Origin of the sequence: Pseudomonas sp. MPC6, from assembly GCF_006094435.1 — a bacterium.
Classification (GTDB): Bacteria; Pseudomonadota; Gammaproteobacteria; order Pseudomonadales; family Pseudomonadaceae; genus Aquipseudomonas.
In genome coordinates, this window is sequence record NZ_CP034783.1 from 4,239,762 (window position 1) to 4,260,449 (window position 20,688).

Genomic DNA, 20,688 nt, shown 5'->3' on the forward strand with positions numbered 1-20,688 from the left:
CCCCTGTAGGAGCCGGCTTGCTGGCGAAGGCGGTGGATCAGTCGACATAGTTGTCACTGAACGGACGCCTTCGCCAGCAAGCCGGCTCCTACAGGGGATTTGTGGTGTGGTCAGGCCGGGTAGTTAGCCCGCAGGGCCTCCAGCCCACCCTGATAAATCCCGGTAAACAGCGCCACCACTTCCTCATCACTCACACCCACCGGCGCAAACCGCCCCGACCAGGTCACCCGCGTACCCTGCCCTTGCGCTTCAACACGGATAGTCGCCAGGTAGTCGGTCGCCGGAAACGGCGCCTGCACAATCGAGTAGCTATACGTCTTGGCCGCGTCATCAAACGCCTGAAGCCGCTCCACCACCACCGCCCCATCCGCCGTTTGCAGACTGCGCACCCGCCCGCCTTCACTCAGTTCGCTCTGGGGAATGAACGGCAGCCAGTCCGGCAGCGAGTTGAAGCCGCCGATCAATTGCCAGACCTGATCGGCCGAAGCCGGGATATCGATAAACGCTGATGCAGTTGCCATGTACTGTTCTCTCTTAATCAGTAAGGTTCAAATCGCCATGCTGTCGACGACACCGCCGTCGACCCGAAGCGCCGCGCCAGTGGTGGCCGAGGATAGCGGCGAAGCGATATACGCCACCAGGTTCGCTACTTCCTCGACATTCGCCACGCGCTGGATGATCGATGTCGGCCGCGACTTTTGCACAAAAGCGTCGGCTTCTTCCTGAACACTGCGACCGGACGCGGCAATGGCATCCTTGAGCATCAGCTCCACGCCATCGGTCAACGTCGGGCCCGGCAGGATTGCATTGACCGTTACCCCAGTGCCGGCCAGCCGTTTGGCCAGTCCATGGGACACCGCCAGGTTGGCGCTTTTGGTCACGCCATAGTTGAGCATGTCCGCGGGGATCGCGATCCCGGATTCCGAAGACAGGAAAATCACCCGCCCCCAGCCCTGCTTGACCATGTCCGGCACGTAATGCCGGGACAGGCGTACACCGGAGATCACGTTGACCTCATAGAAGCGCGTCCACTCGCTATCGGGCGTGTCGAAGAAATCCACCGCGTCGTAGATCCCGAGGTTGTTCACCAGAATGTCGGCCCGTGGTTCGGCGGCGAACAGTTTATCCGCGCCTTCAGCCGTACCGAGGTCAGCCGTCAGCCCGCGCAGTTGCGCACCGGGCACCTGCTGGCGAATGCTCGCCAGCGCCTGCTCGACCTTGGCCGTGTCGCGGCCGATCACCACCACCGTGGCACCGGACTCGGCCAGTGCCTTGCTGATACCCAGGCCAATGCCGGCGGTGCTGCCGCTGACGATGGCAAGTTTTCCAGTCAGATCGATTTTCATGCTCAAGCTCCTGTGATGGGCAATGGTGCGCGCTCGGAGACCAGCTTCGCCTCGCGCATCGCCTGCCAGAACGCGGCAGGAATCACCGCCGACAACGCAGCCACATCTTCGGCAATCCGGTCCGGACGGCTGGAACCTGGAATCACCGCCGCCACCGCCGGGTTCGCCAGGGAAAACTGCAACGCCGCCGCCTTGATGTCGACCCCGTGGGCCGCCGCGATACGTTTGATCTGCTCGACTTTATTGACGATCGCCGGGCTGGCCTTCTGGTACTCGAAGTGCGCGCCACCCGCCAAAATGCCCGAGCTGTACGGCCCACCGACCACGATCTCGACATTCTGCGCCAGCGCCGCGTCCATTAAACGCTGCAACGCACGGTCATGATCGAGCAGCGTGTAGCGCCCCGCCAGCAGAAAACCGTCCGGCTGCGCTTCGGTCAGATCAAGGGTCAGTTCGCAAGGCTCGACCTTGTTCACGCCCAGGCCCCAGCCCTTGATCACGCCTTCTTCGCGCAAACGGGTCAGCACTTTGAATGCACCGGTGCGGGCCTGATTGAAATATTCGAGCCATTGATCGCCGTAGAAGTCCTGGGCGATATCATGCACCCAGACGATGTCCAGGCGATCGGTTTGCAGGCGCTTGAGGCTGTCTTCGATCGAGCGCAGGGTCGCGTCGGCGCTGTAGTCGTTGACGATCTTGTTCGGACGACCGTGTTCGAACACCCCGCTCTTCTCGCCCAGATCCCGGGTCGCGGCGTCTTCGACTTCATCGAGAATCACCCGACCGACCTTGCTGCTCAACACATAGTCGTCGCGGTTGTACTGGGCCAGCGCGGCGCCCAGACGGATCTCCGACAGGCCCGAACCGTAAAACGGCGCGGTGTCGAAGTAACGCACGCCGGCATCCCAGGCCGCGTGCACGGTGGCCATCGCCTCTTCTTCGGGAATGGCGCGAAACATGTTGCCCAAGGGTGCGGTACCGAAGCCCAGGGTGCCGGGCAGTTTGTCTTTCAAGCTCATGAATGAATCCTCTTGAATATGTAGGAGCCGGCTTGCTGGCGAAAACGCTAAAACAGTCGCCGCAATTATTGCGAGACGATCCACTATCCCCAGCAAGCCGACTCCTACAGAACGGTTTGTATTGCGTTGCCGATGAGCAAATCCTAGATTGCGAGCATCGGACCGTCCAAGACATAATGTGCAGTACTTGAGTCCCCAGAGGTCTGACATGATCGACATCCGCCAATTGCGCTACTTCGTCGCCGTCGCCGAAGAAGAACACGTCGGTCGCGCCGCCGAACGCCTGCACATTTCCCAGTCGCCCCTGAGCCGGCAGATCGCCCAGCTCGAGGAACGCCTGGGCCTGACCCTGTTCGAACGCAGCCAGCAGCGCATCCGCCTGACCCGCGACGGCCAGACCTTCCTCGCCGAAACCCGTGCCCTGCTGACCCACGCCAACCGCCTGGAATCCCTCGGCAAGCGCCTGGGTCGCGGCGAAGAAGGCGGCCTGTGCATCGGCTACATCGAAAACGCCATGCATGCCGGGGTGTTGCCAAACGCGTTGCGGGTGCTGCGGGTCGACCGGCCGAACGTACACGTCGCGCTGTACAACCTGAGCTCCGCCGAACAACTCGAAGGCCTGCGTCAGCGTAGTCTGGATATTGCCTTGGTCAGTGAACCGCCGACGGACGATGACTCCGACCTGCTGGGCTTCCAGGTGCTGGACGACCCGATGCTGCTGGCGTTGCCCGAGCATCATCCCCTGGCACAGCAGACCACCTTGACCCCGGCGGACCTGGCCGATCAGGAATGGATCGGCGTGCAACACCGCCAGAACTGCGCCAGCCGCGAAGACTTCGTCAGCGCCTGCATCCGCGCCGGTTTCACTCCGGACATTCGAATGGAGGCCACCGAACCCTTCACCGCGTTGGGGCTGGTGGCGTCGGGGCTGGGGATTGCGATGATCCAGAAAGGCCTGAGCCGCAACGCACCACCGGGGGTGGTGCTGCGGGAGGTGCCATGGATTGCCTTCACCACACCGCTGTGGGCGGCGTGGCACCGGATCAATCTGCGACCGCTGGTGGAGACGTTCAGGAAGGTGCTGACCGAGCCAGCGTCGGCCATATAAAAAAGGCAGATGATTCCAATATCCGTCAGCTATACGCAGTCCCTGTGGGAGCGGGCTTGCCCGCGATGGCGGTCTGACAGACACCGTTATGTCGGCTGACACTCCGCTATCGCGGGCAAGCCCGCCCCCACAGGTCAGTGTTCATCCGATAGATATCTTTTCGCGGGAAATCCGTGCATTAAACAGCGCCCGGCGGCGCTTGTTTAAAAGCCTTGCAGGTTACTTCACAAAAGCTACACCACCTTGCGCCGTTGCCTACAGTTACGCCAGAATCCGCCGGCTTGTGCGCCTTGGGCCTGGGCTCTATCGTTTCCCGGTCGCTGAAAAACAGCGATCGGGTTTCGCAGCCCAGGTAAATTCTAGGCGCACAACGTCTACCGTCCATGAGCAGGCGCTTTATCAGGTCTGTCACTCATGTCATGGCGGCTGTGCGCGGGAGATCTTCGGATCTGCCGGGTTCCTAGAGTCCTGGTCTGCGAACCCGCGTACAGCTGCCACCTTTTTCGTTTCGCAGCGAATGTTGGCAGCTCCAATTCTCTAGGAGTTCCACCATGTTCAAGGTCACCCCAAATCCCCCGGACACCGATCCAGCATCCCCCTACGAAAACCTCGGTTCAAAAAAACCCCACGAAGCCGCCGAACACGCCTTCGACTTTCACTCCAATACCCCCGCCGACATCATGGCCACCCCGCGCACACCCGGCACCATGTTCTTCGTCAACCCGCAACTCGATACCGAAACCCTGCTGGTCCACGCGTGCGAGTCACTGGCCTCGGCCAACGTCATGGCCATGGACCTGGCGGACCATATGAATGGACCCAGCCGCAACGCCCTGTTGGGCATTGCGCAAGTCATCATGCTGGGCGAACTGGCGGTAAACCGGGCGCTGGATCAACTCGATCCACCCAACTAGCCGCAATCCTGTAGGAGCCGGCTTGCCGGCGAAGAGGCCGGCACATCCAACATCGTTGTCGCCTGTCATACTGCTTTCGCCGGCAAGTCGGTCTCCCACAGTGTCCGCATCCAGCTTCACGGACTTGAGGTGGCTTTGCGCGCCCTTGCTTGATTTGTTCTCAATCAGTCCGGGGCTGAGCAAGTTATGACCGGCATTCTTTAGCGTTTTTGCAGTTTGCATTTAGTATGCTGACTCGACTGCAACGCAGAGGTGTATTCCCTATGTTTGGCCAGATAACGAAATCGGAGAAAAAGCTGTGAGGCTCGACAAGCTGCGCATTCAGAACTATCGCTGCTTTGGAGAGTTCGAGATCGACTTCGATCCGCATCTGACCATACTGATTGCTTCCAACGGTGGCGGTAAAACCACCATTCTGGATGCGGCCCGGGTTGCTCTGTGGCCTTTCGTCAAAGGCTTCGATCTTGGCAGCCAGACAGGGAAATCCGCCACTATCCAGAACGAAGATGTGCGACTCGCACAATTCAGCAGTGGCAACATGGAGTCTCAAACGCCCAGTGCCATTGAAGCCTGGGGGAGATGGGCGGACGGCGCTGGCCGGGACCATTGGTTGCAGCAACGCCTGAGCTTGAAAAAATCCACCAATACTATCGGCGACGCTGGCTCGAAAGCGCTTACCTCATACGGAAAGTCGCTTCAGGAGCAGGTGCGTAACGATACGCAAGTGATTTTGCCCATGGTGACCTACCTGGGAACTTCACGACTCTGGTACGAGGGGCGATTCACCTCGGCCGCCGCTCAAACTACGCTCGACAAGAGCGAATATTCCAGGACGTCCGGGTACCTGAACTGCCTGTCCTATTCGTCCAGTTTCAAAACCTTCACTGCCTGGTACAGTTGGATCTACCTCAGCTATCGTGAAGCCCAATTGATCGCTCTGGAGCGCAAAGAAAAAATCTCCGAAGCCGGGCTGCGCTTTGAACAGATTATCGCGGCCATCAAGAATGCCATAGACCGGTTGATAAAAATGCCCACCGGCTGGCACAGCCTTGAGTACAGCGCCAGCCATCAACAGCAGTTGGTCATGCACCATCCTGAACAAGGGGTGTTGCCTGTCGATATGCTCAGCGATGGACTGCGCAACAGCATTGCCATGGTCGCCGACCTCGCCTTTCGTGCCTGTAAACTCAACCCGCATCTCGAGGCGCGAGCACCGCTGGAAACACCGGGTATCGCGTTGATCGATGAAGTGGACATGTTTCTACATCCCTATTGGCAACAGTCAATCATAGGATCATTGCGAGCTGCTTTTCCCGCCATGCAGTTCATCGTCACGACTCATAGCCCGCAGGTGCTCAGCACTGTCCGGCGCGAAAATATCCGGGTAATCGGCCAAGACGCCCGAGGCCTGTTGATTGCTTCCCAGCCCCTTGCCATGACCTACGGTGAGCCGAGCAACAGCGTGCTTCACAGTGTGATGCAGGTCGATCCACAGCCGCCAGTCGATGAAAAACGCGACTTGCTGCAACTCACCGAATGGGTGGACAAGGGCCGCTACGACGAACAGCGCACGATTGATCTGATGCAGCAGCTACCCAGGCCCTAGGCGAACAGCATCCTCAGCTTCAGCGTCTGCAACGCAGCATAAAGCGGCAAGAGGCATTGAAGGGATGAAGTCGGTTCGCAAGCGCGGTAATGGTCCTTTTCAGCTGAATAACTCACATGCCAACCCGCCAATGACAAGCGATGCCGCCACCAGTCGCTGGAGCAGTTTTGGCTATAAGACCCAGGTCCTGGACTATCTGCTGGAGGAGCAGTACGGGTTGTGTTGCTACAGTGAACTGCGGCCTGACCGGGTTGGGGTTGGTTTCCACATAGAGCACGTCGAGAACAAGAGCCAACATCCTCAGCGAACCTTTGACTATGGCAACCTGGCGGCCGGTGCGCTGGATAGCCAAAATGATTTGCCGGCGCTCAAGACGCAAGGCGCTGAATTGTTTGGTGGTCACGCGCTCGGTAAGTCGAAAGGTGTCGATAGGGACCGCTTCATCTCGTGCCATCAGCCAGACTGTGTGCGCTTCTTCGCCTACTTGTCCGATGGCCGTGTGGTGCCTGCCGATGGACTGTCAGCGCCGGACGATGATCGTGCTCGATACACCATCGATTTGCTCAACCTCAATAGCCCTTATCTTCAAGATCTGCGCCAACGCTGGTGGGAAGAACTTGAACAGCTTTTTGAGGAACACATTGGCCAGGATATGAACCTGCATTGTCTCGCGGGTATCGACCTTATACCCACCGGAGCAAAGCTGAGTCAGTTCTTCAGTATGACTCGGGCGTTTTTTGGCAAAATTGCCGAAGAAGTACTTCAGCACGACGCTCCCCATCTGCAGTGACACACAGGACCTGTAGGAGCCGGCTTGCCGGCGAAGAGGCCGGCGCATTCAACCTCTCCGTCGACTGACACACCGCTTTCGCCGGCAAGCCGGTCTCGTTCCCACAGCCTCCTCCTCGCCACAGTAAGCCCTCAAGGGGGATTGGTGCTTTACTAAAAGCCCCCAAGCCGCACCGAGCCCGCACCATGAACCGCAACGACCTGCGCCGCGTGGACATGAACCTGCTGGTGATTTTCGAAACCCTGATGTTCGAGAAAAACCTCACCCGCGCCGGAGAAAAGCTGTTCCTCGGCCAACCCGCCGTCAGTGCTTCGCTGGCCAAGTTGCGCGATCTGTTCGACGATCCGCTGCTGGTGCGTAACGGCCGCGTACTGGAGCCGACCCAGCGCGCGTTGCAGATTCTCAAAGAGTTGCAGCCGGCGATGGACACCATTTCCGGGGCGCTCAGCCGGGCCAAGGATTTCGACCCGTCCACCAGCCGCGATGTGTTTCGCATCGGCCTGTCCGACGACGCCGAGTTCGGCCTGTTTCCGCCGCTGCTCAAGCAGATGCGGGAGGAGGCGCAGAACGTGGTGGTGCGTCGAGTGAATTTCCTGCTGATGTCGTCGATGCTCGCCAGCGGAGAGATTTCCGTCGGCGTCAGCTGCACCCCGGAACTGCCGGCCAATACCAAGCGCAAGAAACCCTGCTGGCCCATGCTTGCGAATCGCTGGCCTCCACCAACGTCATGGCCATGGACCTGGCGGACCATATGGACGGACCAGCCGCAACGCCCTGCGGGGCATTGCGCAAGTCATCATACTGGGCGAACTGGCAGTGAACCGGGCGCTGGATCAACTCGATCCACCCGACTGGACGCAACCTGTAGGAGCCGGCTTGCTGTCGAAGAGGCCAGCACACCCAACATCGTTGTCGCCTGTCATACCGCCATCGCGGGCCAGCCGAATCGTCGTTCCCACAAGAATCATTGGTAGTCATTAAATCCGAGTTCACACTAGCCCACAGTTGGAGACCGGCTTGCCCGCGAAGAGGGAATGTAAGTTGGCATTACCATTACCTGACTGCTCGTTGAGTCTGATGTGAAGACGTTTGAGCAATTGATCGAAGGCGCCTCGGTTGCGCCAATCACGAAAGCGTTGATAGACCGTAGACCAGGGCCCAAATCGCTCCTGCATGTCTAGCCAAGCAGCGCCTGAGCAAAGCACCCATAGGTTGCCATTCAGCATCAAGCGATCATCTGCCCTTGGGCGACCACCGCGCCGGGCTTCGATGAAGAGGTCTGCAACCAACTCCCAGGCTGCGTCGGTGAGTTCATACCGTTTGGCCATCGTGGGCTCCTGCATTTGATGGACGCGGACTCTACTGTATCCCGACGCATACGGGGTTCAAATGAGTTTCAGCTGATTTCGTACCGGACCTAGCAGTTCTGCTAGTTCCCACCCGTCACGAAACCGGCAACACTGGTCACTCGAAATAAGACCGATGGAGCACTGACTCATGAGGCGCCTACACTCATCGCAACAATGCCACTATCGCTACGATGCCCTTGATCGCTTGATTGGCCATACGCCATCTGATGAACCTCAGCTTCAACGCTTCTACTGCAAAAACCGGATGACCACCGAGATACAGGACGCGATGAAATATTCCATTGTCCAGCACGGTGATTTATTGTTGGCACAGTTGAGTATTCAGGACAATGCAGTTAAAGCCTCGTTACTGGCTACTGATCAGCAGCGTACCGTAACGCAATCACTTAACGCCGATCATCCACCACAGCCCATCGCCTATTCTCCCTATGGCCACCGCGCCCCGGAAAATGGGGAACTTAGTTTGCTGGGCTTCAATGGCGAGCGACCTGATCCGGTGACCGGGCATTATTTATTGGGCTGTGGATATCGGGCGTTTAATCCGGCTTTGATGCGGTTTAACAGTCCGGACAGTTTGAGCCCGTTTGGAGAGGGCGGGCTGAACCCCTACACATATTGTTTAGGGGATCCGACTAACAACTCCGATCCAGACGGACACAGCACGCTGGGTTTAGGGGCCGTCCTACGGCTTAGAATTCTGGCAAAAAGGGCAGCCATAAACGTCGTAAAGAAAAACGGCACTATTACCATGCATCGCAATAGCTCGATTCCACTAATATCGAAACCCAGGCCGGGAATAACGGCAAAAAACGCAGTAAATCAACGATCAAGAATAGAGAAATTAAACCACCTTGAATCAAACCGATACATCGAAAACCAAAAGTTTAATTATGATCTAGCATTCGCAAAAAATACAGCCACAGTGGATCCATCAATGAAAAAAAGACTTGACTTGTTATTAAGCATCAAAACAAAATCACGCACCAACTCACTATGGTCCGACGCCTTTAATTACAGAGAACTTGCCCAGAGAACAGATGAGACAGCTTCAGCCAGCGCCACCAGAATTTATTACCTTGACGAACTGACGAAACATACGCTATCTGTCAATAAACAGAATAGAGGCTACGAAATAGTTGACCAGATTGAGGAAGCTTACTTTATTCGCATAAAAAAATAATAGATGCTGTCTACAAATGCCCATCAGCACTGTTTGCTGCTGGTTAAAGTTATGGAACGGCGACTCGCGGAGCCTGGATGAATACTGCGAAGGGCCACACGCCAACGTCGTGTTCCGGTCACTTGACCGGTGTAATCGACAACAACCTCGCGCGCATCAGCCCATCGCGCCGTACGGTGCTGGCTGTGCCGCAGTTCGCCGGCCTGTGCGCGTTGATCGAGGGCAGCAGCCAGTTGCGGGCCGACGACCCGCCGTTTGACCTCAACCTGTCCGAACTGTCGATGGTCTGGAACGGGGTCAACGATAACGATCCGGCAGAACGCTGGTTGCGCTCGAAAATTGTACGCCACATGTCCGCGCGACCGCCGGCGCGTTGAGCGGGCGGAAATACACCTGATCGGATTCGCGCAGGTACACCGGCAGGTCCGTGACCGGTGGCATCGCCGGGATCTCGAAATACATCTGCACCACCCAGCCGCGGTGGTAGCTGGCGTGATTGACCACGTGCAGCAGCATCGCGCCGGCGCTCATGGTGCCGCTTTCGCCCGAGACAAAACTGAACTCGACGGGGTGATCCAGCGAATCATCGGTCTGGCGCTCGCTCCAGTCGCAGTACCAGTGATCGATGTCCTTTTGCGCCTCGCGCAGCTCGGCCAAGTCGGGATGCAGCAAATCGTGTGAGGTCTTGAAGCCGTGCCCTCGGCCTTCGAGGTGGGCCTGCCAGATGCAGTCCACGACGTAGATGTGGTTCAGGGTGCCGATCATGTTCTTGAACACCGAGACCCGATCTTTATTGACCTCGCCGGGCGGCAAGGCGCTCAGGCTGTCGAAGAGGCGTTGATCGGCCCAGCGTTTGTAATCGGCAAGCATGCGGGCAGTGCGTGCGTTGATCATCGGAGGTCTCCCACTTCAATGGGCGCACTGCCAAGCATAGCCCTCATCGACGAACGGCATCGCAGACGCTGATCATCGGTACACCTTGACCGGGCCAGGAAGATCAGAAGGTTCCGGGGTAACTGCCGCCATCCAGCAACAGGTTTTGGCCGGTGAGGAAGCCGGCGTGGGCGCTGCAAATGAACGCACAGTAAGCGCCGAACTCATCGGGCTGGCCGAAGCGCTGGGCCGGAACCTGCTTGCGCCGCTGTTCGCCGACGCTGTCGACGCTGGTGCCAGTGGCGTCGGCGGCGGCGCTCAGGGTCTTGTGCAGGCGCTCGGTCTCGAACGGCCCCGGCAGCAAGTTGTTGATGGTGACGTTGTTGCCCGCCAGCCGGGACTGGCGCGCGAGCCCGGCGATGAAACCGGTCAAGCCACTGCGGGCGCCATTGGACAGGCCGAGCACATCGATCGGCGCCTTCACCGCGCCGGATGTGATATTGACGATGCGCCCGAAACCGCGCTCGGCCATGCCATCGACGCAGGCCTTGATCAGCTCGATGGGCGTCAGCATGTTGGCATCCAGCGCCTTCAGCCAGTCCTCGCGCTGCCAGTCGCGGAAGTCCCCCGGCGGCGGCCCGCCGGCGTTATTGACCAGGATATCCACCTGCGCACAGGCGGCCAATACCTGCTCACGCACCGCCGGCTCGCTGATGTCCCCGGCCACCGTGCGCACTTCGATGCCGGGTGCCAGTTGGCGCAATTCGTCTGCCGCCGCCTGCAAGGTTTCGTTGCCCCGGGCGTTGATCACCAGGTTGACGCCCTCCTTTGCCAAGGCCCGCGCACAAGCCAGCCCCAGCCCTTTGCTGGCGGCACAAACGATCGCCCAGCGTCCCGTTATTCCCAATTCCATGACCCTGCTCCTGTTGGTTGAGTGCGAAAAAAATCCTCGTGGGTTTTTACGTTACCACTGTCTGGCATGCGCTAACGATGGATCAATGCCCGCCGGTGATCTCCCCTGTGGGAGACCGGATTGCCGGCGAAAGCGGAGTGTCAGCCCCATCAATGTTGACTGACACGCCCTCTTCGCGAGCAGGCTCGCTCCCACAGGTTTTTGCGCAAGCCGGCCAAAACCATTCGTTTCCAGAGGTCTTTAGCGAATCGCCACCGGGTTGATGTTGACCTGGGTCGAGCCCTTGTACAGCGGCTGCCCCAGCACGAACATGAACGCCCAGGCCTTGTCCCGGACCAGTGCGCGGCTGTCGATCAGCTCGAGGTTGTAGATGCCGTTTTTCGCCAGCATGAACTGATTGACCGGAAACTCCTGGCCGTCTGCGCCCGGGTAGATTTCCGAGGCCCAGGTATCGCCGCCGAACGCGACGATCTGTTTGTCCGCCAGCCACTTGGCCGCCGCCATGCCGATGCCCGGTTCCACGGCGAGGAATTTTTCGTTGTCCTTGCCCAGCAGCTCCAGCCAACCGGTGTTGAACAGCACCACGTCGCCCTTCTCAATGGTGATGCCTTGCAGGTCCAGGGCTTTCTGGATATCGGCGACGCTGAACTCGGTTTTCTCCGGCACGATGGCGCTGCCGTACACCGCCGTCATGTCCAGCACCACGCCACGGGTGACGATAGGCGGGACTTTCTCGATGCCGAGTTTCTGCACCCCTTCCACGGTCACGAAATCCGCCGCGCGGTTGCCGTTGTAATAGACGTTGTCGATGCCGATGTGGCCGATGCCGTTGAGTTGGGTGCCGACACCGGTCCAGCCCACCACCAGTTCGTCGTTGAAGGTGAACTTGTTCGGCCCCATGGTGGTGCCGCCGGCTTCGCCGGGTTGGATGTTGGTCAGATGAAAACTGCGATGGCGGAAGGCCGGCAGGTTTTTATCGATGGGCACCGCCAAGGGGTAGGTTTTGCCGGTCTTGATCAGTTTCGCGGCGTTGAGCACCGACTCGGCGTTCAACAGATTGAGCGCACCGATCTCATCCTTGGCGCCGTATTTCGACGGATACCATTTTTCGGTCTCCGCGGCGTGGGCGGCATTGAGGGTGAACAACAGGGCAAACGGCAGTACCAATCGGTTCAGCATGGGTGGTCCTTGTCTGGTTGCAGTGAACCCAAGGTACGCAGCCCTGCGGTGGGGAAACAGACAGGTACCGGTAATACAATTGTTCTGGATTGTCACGAGTGGCCATTTCGTCGTTTGGAGGTTGAACTCTGTCGGCCTGAATGACATAAACCCCGGAAATCCGGCCGAATTGATCCGGCATTGTCGAAATAGAAGCCCATGAACGAAATCCCTCCGGCGCCCTCCCCCGATCAACCGCGTTCAATCGTCTTCGTCGCCTACCCCGAGATGGGCCTGCTCGATTTGACCGGGGCTCAAACCGTGTTCTGGGCCGCCTCCAAGGCCATGGCCCATCGCGGCTTACCAGGTTACGAGCGCCATACGGCGAGCCTCGACGGCGGCTTGATCCAGACGGCGGAAGGCCTTGGCGTCGACACCTTGGCCTTGAGCGATTTCACCGATCAGTCGATCGACACGCTCATCGTGCCCGGCGCACCGAACATTCGTCAGGCCATGAATGAATCATTGGACCTGGTCGCCTGGCTGCAAGGCGCATCGGCCAAGGCCCGACGCACCGCCTCGGTGTGCAGTGGCGCCTTCCTGCTCGCGCAGGCCGGCTTGCTCGACGGTCGACGCGCCGCCACCCACTGGTTGCTGTGCGACATGCTCAAGCAGGGTTTCCCGTCGATTGAAGTCGACAGCGATGCGATCTTCATCCAGCAAGGCTCGGTGTGGACGTCGGCGGGTGTCAGCGCCGGCATCGATCTGGCGCTGGCCCTGGTGGAAGCTGACTGCGGGCGTGAAGTCGCCCTGGAAGTGGCGCGGGAACTGGTGGTGTTTCTCAAGCGCCCCGGCGGCCAGGCCCAGTACAGCCAATTGCTGCAAGCGCAAACCGGGGACAGTGCCGCATTCGACGACCTGCACCTGTGGATCGCGCAGAACCTCAGCCAGGCCAATCTCACGGTGGACGTGTTGGCCCAACAGGTGCAGATGAGCCCGCGCAACTTTGCCCGGGCCTACAAACTCAAGACCGGCCGCACTCCAGCCAAAGCTGTCGAAGTGATGCGCGTGGAGGCTGCCCGGCGTTTGCTGGAGGATTCCGAGCGCAATATCGATCAGATCGCCCGATCGTGCGGGTTTGGGGATGAAGAACGCATGCGCTTCACCTTTCAGCGCAATCTGAGCGTCTCGCCACGGGATTATCGCAAGCGGTTTTCGCGGTGAGCAAACCCGGGCCTGCGGCGAGGCAAAACTGGCCGGTCCGCGTTTATGGTCGAAGTGATAGTTTGGGCGGCAAGGAACTACTGAGTGGCATCAGGCATCTTAAGGTATGCAGTACTTCCTTTACGCTTCATGCTTTCGGAGGACTCCGTCATGCGCCGTCTGTTTCTCATCTCTTCGCTAGTGCTTTGTTTGCCCGTCGGTTCGGCCCTGGCCGATGTGGATGCAGGCGATGTCGCCACTTCGGCGGGCCTTTCCGCGTCCCTGTATTCGACCTTCAAGGATGACAAAATGATGATTCCCGCCCGGGATGACGCCTCCAGCTTCGTGGCCAGTGGCGGCACCATTCGTGGGGTGTACCTGGAGTCGGTGTTGCAGCAGGTTCGTCAAAACAATCCTGGCCTGAAGGCCAGCGATGAAGACCTGGCCAGAGCCATCCTGGTGCAGGAAGGCACACCTGCCGGTCAATAACAGCTGAAAACGTCGCGGTGGGGCTGGTGAAACCTCAATGGCATTTCCGGCCCTGCCTTCGCTTCAGACTTCACGCTACCACGCTACTTTGCGCTTGCAGTGGACAGGCGCGCCCAACCGGCAACCATCTGCACACTGATATTCACCCCGCCACACACCACGATCACCACATCCCGGGCATCGGCAATCGCCGCATGGTCCAGGTAGCCGATCGCCAACGAAACCCCGCACGCCGGCTCGACCAACTGTCGCAGGTCGTTGGCATAACGCACCACGCCCATGATCGCGTCGTCATCGCCGAGTACCACGCATTGGTGAGGAAAATCGTGGATGTGCTGCACCGGCCAGGCGGCGACCTGGGCCGCGCCGAGCGAGGTGGCGACGGTATCGATTCGCGGCAATCTGACGGGGTGCCCGGCAGCCAGCGCCGCCGAGAAAGAAGCGGCGCCTTGGGTTTCGCAGGCGACGATCCGGCAGTCCATGCGGCCATGGCGGATCAAGCCGGTGAGAATCCCCGCCAGCAAGCCACCGCCGCCGACCGACGTCACCACTGTATCGACTTGCGGACAGTCCTCGAGGATTTCATCGATGATGCTGCTGTGCCCCTCCCACAACACCGGATGATCAAAGGCCGGCACGTATTCGGTGTGCGCGCCCTGCGCCAGCGCCATGGCCTTTTGATTGGCATCGTCCCAGACCTTGCCATGCACGATCACCTCGGCACCGGTCTTGCGGATTCTGGCGCGGGTGGTTTCCGGGGTGGTATGCGGCACTACGATGCAGGCTTTCAGGCCCAGGCTGGCGGCGGCCACGGCCGTGGCGAAACCGGCGTTGCCAGCGGAGGGGCACACCACTTTGCGCTTGCCCGCAGCCTTTGCCTGGGTACACAACAGCCCCATGCCGCGCAGCTTGAACGATCCGCTGGGTTGCAGGTTTTCCAGTTTAAGCCAGATGCGCCGGGTCGGGGTCGACAGGCCCGGGTGCAGAATCAAGGGTGTTCTGATGTGAAGCATGGTGGCTCCCTTTGGCACGCCACCGGCTCCTCGATCGTTTCAACGAGCCAAGGGTGCACGCTCATTACCCTAGCTTAGTTCACCCCGGCCCCCGGACTTGCCGCTTCAGCGATAACGCGGCGCCGCCGTGGAGTTGCCGAACAACCCGGACAGCGTTTTGCGCTGGCTTTCATAGCGGTCCCACTGCTCGCCGTCGTGCAGGCCGGGAATGCTCACCACCTCGCCTTGGGCCAGGCCCGCGAGCGCGGCGTCGACCATGTCCTCGGCGGACATCACGATCTCCTGCGGCAGGTTTTCCACCGGATTACCGGCCTCGCTCCAGAAGTCCGTGGCCGTGGCGCCGGGCAACACGGCCTGGATGCGCACGCCTTTGTCGGCCAGCTCGTGATGCATCGACTGGCTCAAACCCAGGACGAAGGCCTTGGTCCCGCCGTACACGCCGTTGAGAATTTCCGGAGCGATGGCGACGATCGAGGCGATGTTGATCACGGTTCCGCTGCCGCGGGCGACGAAGCCGGGTACCACCGCGTAAGCCAGGCGCATCAGCGCCGTGACGTTGAGGCTGATCATCTCTTCCATGTCGTCCACCGGGCTGCCCAGCAATGGCATGACGGCGCCGACCCCGGCATTGTTGACCAGCAGCGTGATGCTCGCGTCGTGGCGCAGCATATTTTCGACCCGCAACAGGTCGGTTTTGTCTTTCAGGTCGGCGGCGACCACTTCCACCGCGCGGCCGGTCTGGTTGCTCAGCCGATTGGCCAGGACGTTCAATTTGCCCCGGCTGCGGGCGACCAGAATCAGGTCGTAACCCTGCCGGGCGAGACGCTCGGCGTAAACTGCACCGATGCCCGAAGATGCGCCAGTGATCAGTGCGGTGCCTTTGGAGGAGAGGGCCATGTCGATTTTCCTTCACAGTGAGACGATAGATTCGCCGGGTGTGATCCGTTATAAATTGACTGACGCGCGTCGCAAATGACGTTTAAAGTACGTTTTCAGGACATGACACTTTGAGGAACTGGCGATGACTTGCGTGGCGTTTGTCGTTTTTGAAGGTTTCCAGTCCATGGCGCTGGCGGCCATGCCGGTGTTCGAATACGCCAACTTCAGCGCCGGCGAAGCACTTTATGACGTCAGTGTGTTGTCGGAGCACGGCCGCGCGTTGCGCGCCTCCGGTGGTCTGAGTGTCGGCACCGAGGCGTTCGACGAGCGGGTGTTCGATACGGTGATCGTGGTCGGCGGCGATGCCATCCTCCAGCAGGCGCCCGAAGGTGTGCTCGATTACCTGCGCGCCAGCGTCAAGACCGCACGCCGCACGGCATCGATCTGCTCCGGCGCCTTTGTCCTGGCCCAGGCCGGTTTGCTGGATGGTCGACGGGCCACCACGCACTGGGCGTACGCTCGGGAACTGCAGGCACGGTTCCCGTCGATCAAGGTCGAAGAAGACCGCATCTATGTCATCGACGGTTCGATCTGGACCTCTGCCGGAATGACCGCCGGCATCGACCTGGCGCTGGCCATGGTGGAAAAGGATCATGGCGCCGACCTGGCCCGTGCCGTGGCGCAGAAGCTGGTGATGTACCACCGCCGTGCAGGCGGTCAGTCGCAGCACTCGGCGCTGCTGGAACTGGAACCGAAATCCGACCGTATCCAGACCGTGCTTGGTTATGCCCGGGAACACCTCGCCGAGGCCTTGTCGGTGGAACACCTGGCGGATGTGGCGCGCCTCAGCCCTCGGCAATTCAGCCGGGCCTTTCGTGCCGAGACCGGCCAGTCGCCGGCCAAGGCCATCGAGAACCTGCGCTTGGAAGCCGCTCGCCAATTGCTCGAACGCGGACGACTGAACCTCGATCAGATCGCCGTCGAGACCGGCTTCAGCGACCGTCGGCGCATGCGCGAAGCGTTCCTTCGGGCGTTCGGCCAGCCGCCACAGGTGATCCGGCGCAATGCCCGGACGGACAACGCGGCGTAGGGGCTGCGTGGGGGCTGCTCGGGATTTGCTTGGGATCTGCTTGGGATCTGCTTGGGATTTCCTACAATGAGAGGTGTCAGGCTCATGTGTGGAGGTGCGGATGAAAATCTCGGCCAGGCTGGCGTTTTTTGCCCTTGCCGCCACCCTCGCCTACCTCGGGCTCGCGGTATGGGGGCTGGGCGGATTTGCGGCGTTTTTTTCCCATCCGCCGCTGGTGGTCGTGGTGTTGGCAACCCTGGTGATGGCGATCGCGTCACTGTTTACCGAGGTCAACCTGAGCTCCGGCGAACGTGAGGACCGGGCCAATCGCTGGGTGCTTCCGGCCTTCGGGGTGATCGGCGTATTGAGCGGTTTTTTGCCGGCCTACACCGACCGGATCGAATTCTGGACCTTCGGTGGCGAGGGGGTTCGCTGGCTCGGCGCCCTGCTGTTCATCATCGGCGGTGCGCTGCGGCTGTGGCCGGTGTTTGTGCTGGGCAAACGCTTCAGTGGGCTGGTGGCGATTCAACCGGGGCATAGCCTGGTCACCGACGGGATCTATCGCCACTTGCGCAACCCCAGTTACCTCGGGATGTTGATCACGGCCGTGGGCTGGGCGCTGGCGTTTCGCTCCGGAGTCGGCCTGTTGCTGGCCGCGCTGACAATGATCCCGCTGATTGCGCGCATCCATGCTGAAGAAGCGCTGTTGCGGGCACAGTTTGGCCATGAATACGAAGCCTATTGCGCCCGTAGCTGGCGGTTGATTCCCAGAATCTACTGAAACACCACAACCCCCTGTAGGAGCTGGCTTGCCAGCGAAAGCGCCGGTACATTCAGCATTTATGTGTCTGAAAGACCGCTTTCGCGAGCAAGCCCGCTTGTATGTTTAGACTTGTAGGGGTGGTGGGACTAAAAGCCAGCATCTGACTCTAGCCAGTACAGACCGTGGGAGACTTCGCCCCACCCCTTCACCAAAGCGCCGATAAGGAATGCATCGGCCATGACCGACGATAGAAGCAAGCCAGCGCAATGGTGAAGCCCCGACAAGCCTTTAAACCCTAACCCGGAGCTTTCTTTGTGGCAATGAGTGTCTCGCGTTCTGTAGTCGGAGTGGATGTCGCCAAGGCCGAAGTGGTGGTCTATCAGGCCGACACGGATCTGCTGTTGGCCGTGTCAAACGATAAACCGTCTCTTACAAAGTGGCTGAAAACGTTACCTGCAAACAGCGCCATCGCTATTGAAGCCACCAATATCTATCACCTGGATACGGTTGAGCTGGCTCATGCAATGGGACATACCGTCTATGTCATCGACGGCTTCCGTTTGAGTAATTACCGCAAAGGAGTGGGTGGCCGCGCCAAAACAGATGCCAGCGACGCCCGTTTACTGGCGCGTTACTTGAAGAACGAAGAGGAAGAGCTACGTCCTTGGAGCCCGCCGCCGAAGGTCTATACCAAGCTTCAAAGCCTGCTTCGAAGACGAGCGACATTGGTCCAGGCGCGTGTCAGTTTGACTCAAAGCTGGAACGACGAACCGCTGCTGAAAGCGGCATTCAAACAACAGATCGCTGCCATGGGCCGATTGGATTTACTCATCCAGAAGAAGCTGTTGGACGTCGTAAAAGAGGCGGGTCTGCTCGAGCAAGTCAAACGCTGCCAGGCCGTAGAGGGGGTCGGTTTTCTTACCGCCACCGCACTGACGATGGCATTTCAACGCGGCGATTTCGCCAGTGGTGACGCCTATATCGCGTTTCTTGGAATGGATTTGAGAGTCTCTGATTCGGGGCAGATGAACGGACGTCGAAAGCTGACCAAGAAAGGTGACTCAGAGATACGGCGCCTGCTGCATAACGCGGCGATGGCTGCCAGTCGCTCAAAGACCTGGAAGCCGTTTTACGAACGCTATCTGGAGCGGGGATTAAAGACGACTCAAGTGCTGGTCATCCTGGCTCGCAAGCTGGCACGGGTGGCATTCGCCCTGATGAAGAACCAGAGCGAATATCAGCCAAATCCAGTTTTTGGGGCTTCCCCCCAAACATAGAATCTCCCACAGTTAGAGGGTGTGAAGACGCAGCTGGCCGTCGGAACCCACTACTGCGGTCACCCTGTCATAACTGACCAGCGTCGCATGCGCCGTCTCGATCGGGTGAATGTGAGTCGATGTCATGACCACGAGGTCCGCCCCCGCCGCCTCGGCCGCGAGTATCCCCACCGCCGCATCTTCGAAGACCAGGCACTCGCTCACCTCGACGCCCAGCCGCGTAGCAGCCAGTCGGTAACCCGCAGGATCAGGTTTGCCAGCGCTGACGTCTTCAGCGGTCACCATCACCTCAGGCTCCGGTATCCCCGCCGCCGCCATCCGTCGCCGCGCCAGCGCCTTGGGTGCAGAGGTGACGATGGCCCATTGCCTGGCCGGCAAGGATTTGAGGAAGTTCGCCGCACTGGCCACCTCGACAATCCCCTCGACATCCTCGATCTCGGCCTCGGTGATAAATGCCGCTTCAGCCTCGGCATCCACCCCGGGCAGCGCCAGACGATTGATGGTGTCGATGGCGCGGGCGCCATGGATGGTCGGCAGGAAAGACTCGACATCGACCCCGTGGCGCAAGGCCCAGGCGGCCCAGATCCGCTCGGCGGCGGCAATGGAGTTGAGGACGGTGCCATCCATGTCGAATAGAAAAGCGCGGTACGGGGTGTTGAAGACGCAATTGTGAACAGGCAAAGGGCTGCTTCCTTTTGCAAGAGCCAGGCGGGTATTTCACGCAATGTACACCTTCTTGCACCACCCCCTGTAGGAGCTGGCTTGCCAGCGAAGGCGATGTGTATCAGCCGACATCGATGTTGAATGTCCGGACGCTTTCGCTGGCAAGCCAGCTCCTACAGGGTCCTGCGTGAATCCAGGGCACTTTGCACACAATCGATCAATTGCCCGAGCGCCCAGGGCTTCTTGATGAACGACACCGGGTGCCGGACGCCGGAGCTTTCCGGGGTTTCGAAGCCGGACATGATCATGATCGGCTTGTCCGGCCAGCGATCGCCGAACTGGTTGGCCAGGTCCGCGCCATTGAGCTTGCCGGGCATGGTGATGTCCGTCAGCAATAGCCGGACTTCATTGAAATGACCTTCCAGATAGGCTGATGCGGCGTCTGCACTGGCTTGCGGCTCAACCACAAACCCTTCCTCCTGAAGAATTTCGCAGAGAAACTCCAGGATCAGCGGGTCGTCCTCGACCACAAGAATCAACCCGCCAGGAAGCGGTTCGCCCGCTGTCGATACTGGACTCATGACTGTGCCACTCCCTGATTGCCTGAATGATTTCGCGGTCTCAAATCCGCTGCCTACAGGTATGAGCCGCAGACACCGAGGAAATTCATTTTTGATACAGGCAACGACAAAAATCGAGAGTCCTGGAAGCGAAAGCCCGTGAATAACAGTGTTCGAATTACTGTGCCATCTGGTCCTTCTTCATGGCGTCCTTGGACATGGCATCTTTTTTCATGGCGTCCTTGCCCATGGAATCCTTGGACATCTCGTCTTTTTTCATTGAGTCCTTGGACATGGCGTCTTTTTTCATAGCGTCTTTGTTCATGGCATCCTTTTTCATGGCGTCCTTGGACATCGAATCCTTACTCATGCTGTCGTTGTTCATGGCATCGGCGGCAAACACGCTGGCAGCGCCCATGGCCAGGCACATCGACAGTACGGCGGTGGTTAACACTTTCATGATGAAACTCCTTTGAATGACAGGTTGCGAATGAG

22 protein-coding genes and 2 pseudogenes are annotated in these 20,688 nt (G+C 59.4%); 12 read left to right on the top strand and 12 right to left on the bottom strand.

What is annotated here, in order from left to right; all coding sequences use genetic code 11:
* Nucleotides 1-110: 110 nt before the first annotated feature.
* From ELQ88_RS21565 to ELQ88_RS21575, 3 genes are read right to left on the bottom strand one after another with little or no spacing between them, the layout of a single operon-like run.
* Nucleotides 111-521 (bottom strand): SRPBCC family protein, encoded by a 411-nt coding sequence (locus tag ELQ88_RS21565; protein WP_138967628.1) that lies wholly within the window; start codon nt 519-521, stop codon nt 111-113.
* A 27-nt stretch (nt 522-548) separates the two neighbouring features.
* Nucleotides 549-1,346 carry an SDR family oxidoreductase gene (locus ELQ88_RS21570; RefSeq protein WP_128870917.1) on the bottom strand — a complete coding sequence of 266 codons (798 nt, stop codon included), beginning with the start codon at nt 1,344-1,346 and terminating at the stop codon, nt 549-551.
* Between the two features lie 2 nt (nt 1,347-1,348).
* Complete coding sequence (locus ELQ88_RS21575) at nt 1,349-2,365, bottom strand: aldo/keto reductase (RefSeq protein WP_138967630.1); 1,017 nt, start codon at nt 2,363-2,365, stop codon at nt 1,349-1,351.
* Nucleotides 2,366-2,573: 208 nt separating this feature from the next.
* Between ELQ88_RS21575 and ELQ88_RS21580 the strand changes: the two genes are divergently transcribed.
* The 5 genes from ELQ88_RS21580 to ELQ88_RS35015 all read left to right on the top strand — a co-directional run bounded on the left by ELQ88_RS21580 (nt 2,574) and on the right by ELQ88_RS35015 (nt 7,757).
* A complete protein-coding gene (locus ELQ88_RS21580; protein ID WP_128870915.1) occupies nt 2,574-3,473 on the top strand; it encodes a LysR substrate-binding domain-containing protein in 900 nt (299 codons plus the stop codon).
* Between the two features lie 551 nt (nt 3,474-4,024).
* Complete coding sequence (locus ELQ88_RS21585) at nt 4,025-4,387, top strand: DUF6124 family protein (RefSeq protein WP_128870914.1); 363 nt, start codon at nt 4,025-4,027, stop codon at nt 4,385-4,387.
* A 298-nt stretch (nt 4,388-4,685) separates the two neighbouring features.
* Nucleotides 4,686-5,993, top strand: a complete 1,308-nt coding sequence (locus ELQ88_RS21590) for an AAA family ATPase (protein ID WP_346342803.1) — start codon at nt 4,686-4,688, stop codon at nt 5,991-5,993.
* 64 nt (nt 5,994-6,057) lie between these two features.
* Entirely contained in the window at nt 6,058-6,783 is a 726-nt protein-coding gene (locus ELQ88_RS21595) for a retron system putative HNH endonuclease (RefSeq protein ID WP_138967632.1), read from the top strand.
* Nucleotides 6,784-6,968: 185 nt separating this feature from the next.
* Nucleotides 6,969-7,757, top strand: a complete 789-nt coding sequence (locus ELQ88_RS35015; RefSeq protein WP_275938795.1) for a LysR family transcriptional regulator — start codon at nt 6,969-6,971, stop codon at nt 7,755-7,757.
* Nucleotides 7,758-7,844: 87 nt separating this feature from the next.
* Here ELQ88_RS35015 and ELQ88_RS21605 read toward each other — a convergent pair.
* Nucleotides 7,845-8,111 (bottom strand): annotated as a pseudogene (locus ELQ88_RS21605) (transposase); the annotation flags it as partial.
* 169 nt (nt 8,112-8,280) lie between these two features.
* On the opposite strand from ELQ88_RS21605, the gene ELQ88_RS21610 reads away from it, so the two are divergent.
* Nucleotides 8,281-9,333, top strand: a complete 1,053-nt coding sequence (locus tag ELQ88_RS21610) for an RHS repeat-associated core domain-containing protein (RefSeq protein WP_138967634.1) — start codon at nt 8,281-8,283, stop codon at nt 9,331-9,333.
* A 70-nt stretch (nt 9,334-9,403) separates the two neighbouring features.
* A pseudogene (locus ELQ88_RS21615) lies at nt 9,404-9,710 on the top strand (LysR family transcriptional regulator); the annotation flags it as partial.
* Here ELQ88_RS21615 and ELQ88_RS21620 read toward each other — a convergent pair.
* The 3 genes from ELQ88_RS21620 to ELQ88_RS21630 all read right to left on the bottom strand — a co-directional run bounded on the left by ELQ88_RS21620 (nt 9,631) and on the right by ELQ88_RS21630 (nt 12,298).
* Nucleotides 9,631-10,227, bottom strand: coding sequence for a DinB family protein (locus ELQ88_RS21620; RefSeq protein WP_128870911.1), 597 nt, complete (start codon nt 10,225-10,227; stop codon nt 9,631-9,633). The pseudogene ELQ88_RS21615 and the gene ELQ88_RS21620 overlap by 80 nt on opposite strands.
* 103 nt (nt 10,228-10,330) lie before the next feature.
* A complete protein-coding gene (locus ELQ88_RS21625) occupies nt 10,331-11,119 on the bottom strand; it encodes an SDR family oxidoreductase (protein WP_128870910.1) in 789 nt (262 codons plus the stop codon).
* 240 nt (nt 11,120-11,359) lie between these two features.
* On the bottom strand, nt 11,360-12,298 hold the full coding sequence (locus ELQ88_RS21630; protein WP_138967636.1) for a cyclase family protein: 939 nt from the start codon (nt 12,296-12,298) through the stop codon (nt 11,360-11,362).
* Nucleotides 12,299-12,496: 198 nt separating this feature from the next.
* Between ELQ88_RS21630 and ELQ88_RS21635 the strand changes: the two genes are divergently transcribed.
* Nucleotides 12,497-13,501, top strand: a complete 1,005-nt coding sequence (locus ELQ88_RS21635; RefSeq protein ID WP_138967638.1) for a GlxA family transcriptional regulator — start codon at nt 12,497-12,499, stop codon at nt 13,499-13,501.
* A 150-nt stretch (nt 13,502-13,651) separates the two neighbouring features.
* Nucleotides 13,652-13,969: a DUF2388 domain-containing protein gene (locus ELQ88_RS21640; protein WP_128870907.1), complete on the top strand. Its 318-nt coding sequence runs from the start codon at nt 13,652-13,654 to the stop codon at nt 13,967-13,969.
* An 83-nt stretch (nt 13,970-14,052) separates the two neighbouring features.
* Here ELQ88_RS21640 and ELQ88_RS21645 read toward each other — a convergent pair whose 3' ends face one another.
* Both ELQ88_RS21645 and ELQ88_RS21650 read right to left on the bottom strand, forming a co-directional pair.
* Complete coding sequence (locus ELQ88_RS21645; RefSeq protein WP_138967640.1) at nt 14,053-14,982, bottom strand: pyridoxal-phosphate dependent enzyme; 930 nt, start codon at nt 14,980-14,982, stop codon at nt 14,053-14,055.
* Between the two features lie 105 nt (nt 14,983-15,087).
* The gene (locus ELQ88_RS21650) at nt 15,088-15,879 is read right to left on the bottom strand and encodes an SDR family oxidoreductase (protein WP_138967642.1); all 792 of its coding nucleotides are present in this window, start codon (nt 15,877-15,879) and stop codon (nt 15,088-15,090) included.
* Nucleotides 15,880-16,003: 124 nt separating this feature from the next.
* Between ELQ88_RS21650 and ELQ88_RS21655 the strand changes: the two genes are divergently transcribed.
* From ELQ88_RS21655 to ELQ88_RS21665, 3 genes are all read left to right on the top strand, one after another.
* On the top strand, nt 16,004-16,951 hold the full coding sequence (locus ELQ88_RS21655; RefSeq protein WP_128870904.1) for a GlxA family transcriptional regulator: 948 nt from the start codon (nt 16,004-16,006) through the stop codon (nt 16,949-16,951).
* A gap of 100 nt (nt 16,952-17,051) precedes the next feature.
* On the top strand, nt 17,052-17,711 hold the full coding sequence (locus ELQ88_RS21660) for an isoprenylcysteine carboxylmethyltransferase family protein (RefSeq protein ID WP_138967644.1): 660 nt from the start codon (nt 17,052-17,054) through the stop codon (nt 17,709-17,711).
* 296 nt (nt 17,712-18,007) lie between these two features.
* Complete coding sequence (locus tag ELQ88_RS21665) at nt 18,008-18,970, top strand: IS110 family transposase (protein WP_138963519.1); 963 nt, start codon at nt 18,008-18,010, stop codon at nt 18,968-18,970.
* Nucleotides 18,971-18,982: 12 nt separating this feature from the next.
* Here the strand turns inward: ELQ88_RS21665 and ELQ88_RS21670 are convergent, their stop codons facing one another.
* The 3 genes from ELQ88_RS21670 to ELQ88_RS21680 form a co-directional block, all read right to left on the bottom strand.
* A complete protein-coding gene (locus ELQ88_RS21670) occupies nt 18,983-19,651 on the bottom strand; it encodes an HAD-IA family hydrolase (RefSeq protein WP_128870903.1) in 669 nt (222 codons plus the stop codon).
* Between the two features lie 155 nt (nt 19,652-19,806).
* On the bottom strand, nt 19,807-20,214 hold the full coding sequence (locus tag ELQ88_RS21675) for a response regulator (RefSeq protein ID WP_138967645.1): 408 nt from the start codon (nt 20,212-20,214) through the stop codon (nt 19,807-19,809).
* Nucleotides 20,215-20,371: 157 nt separating this feature from the next.
* Entirely contained in the window at nt 20,372-20,653 is a 282-nt protein-coding gene (locus ELQ88_RS21680) for a pentapeptide MXKDX repeat protein (protein WP_128870901.1), read from the bottom strand.
* Nucleotides 20,654-20,688: the final 35 nt, after the last annotated feature.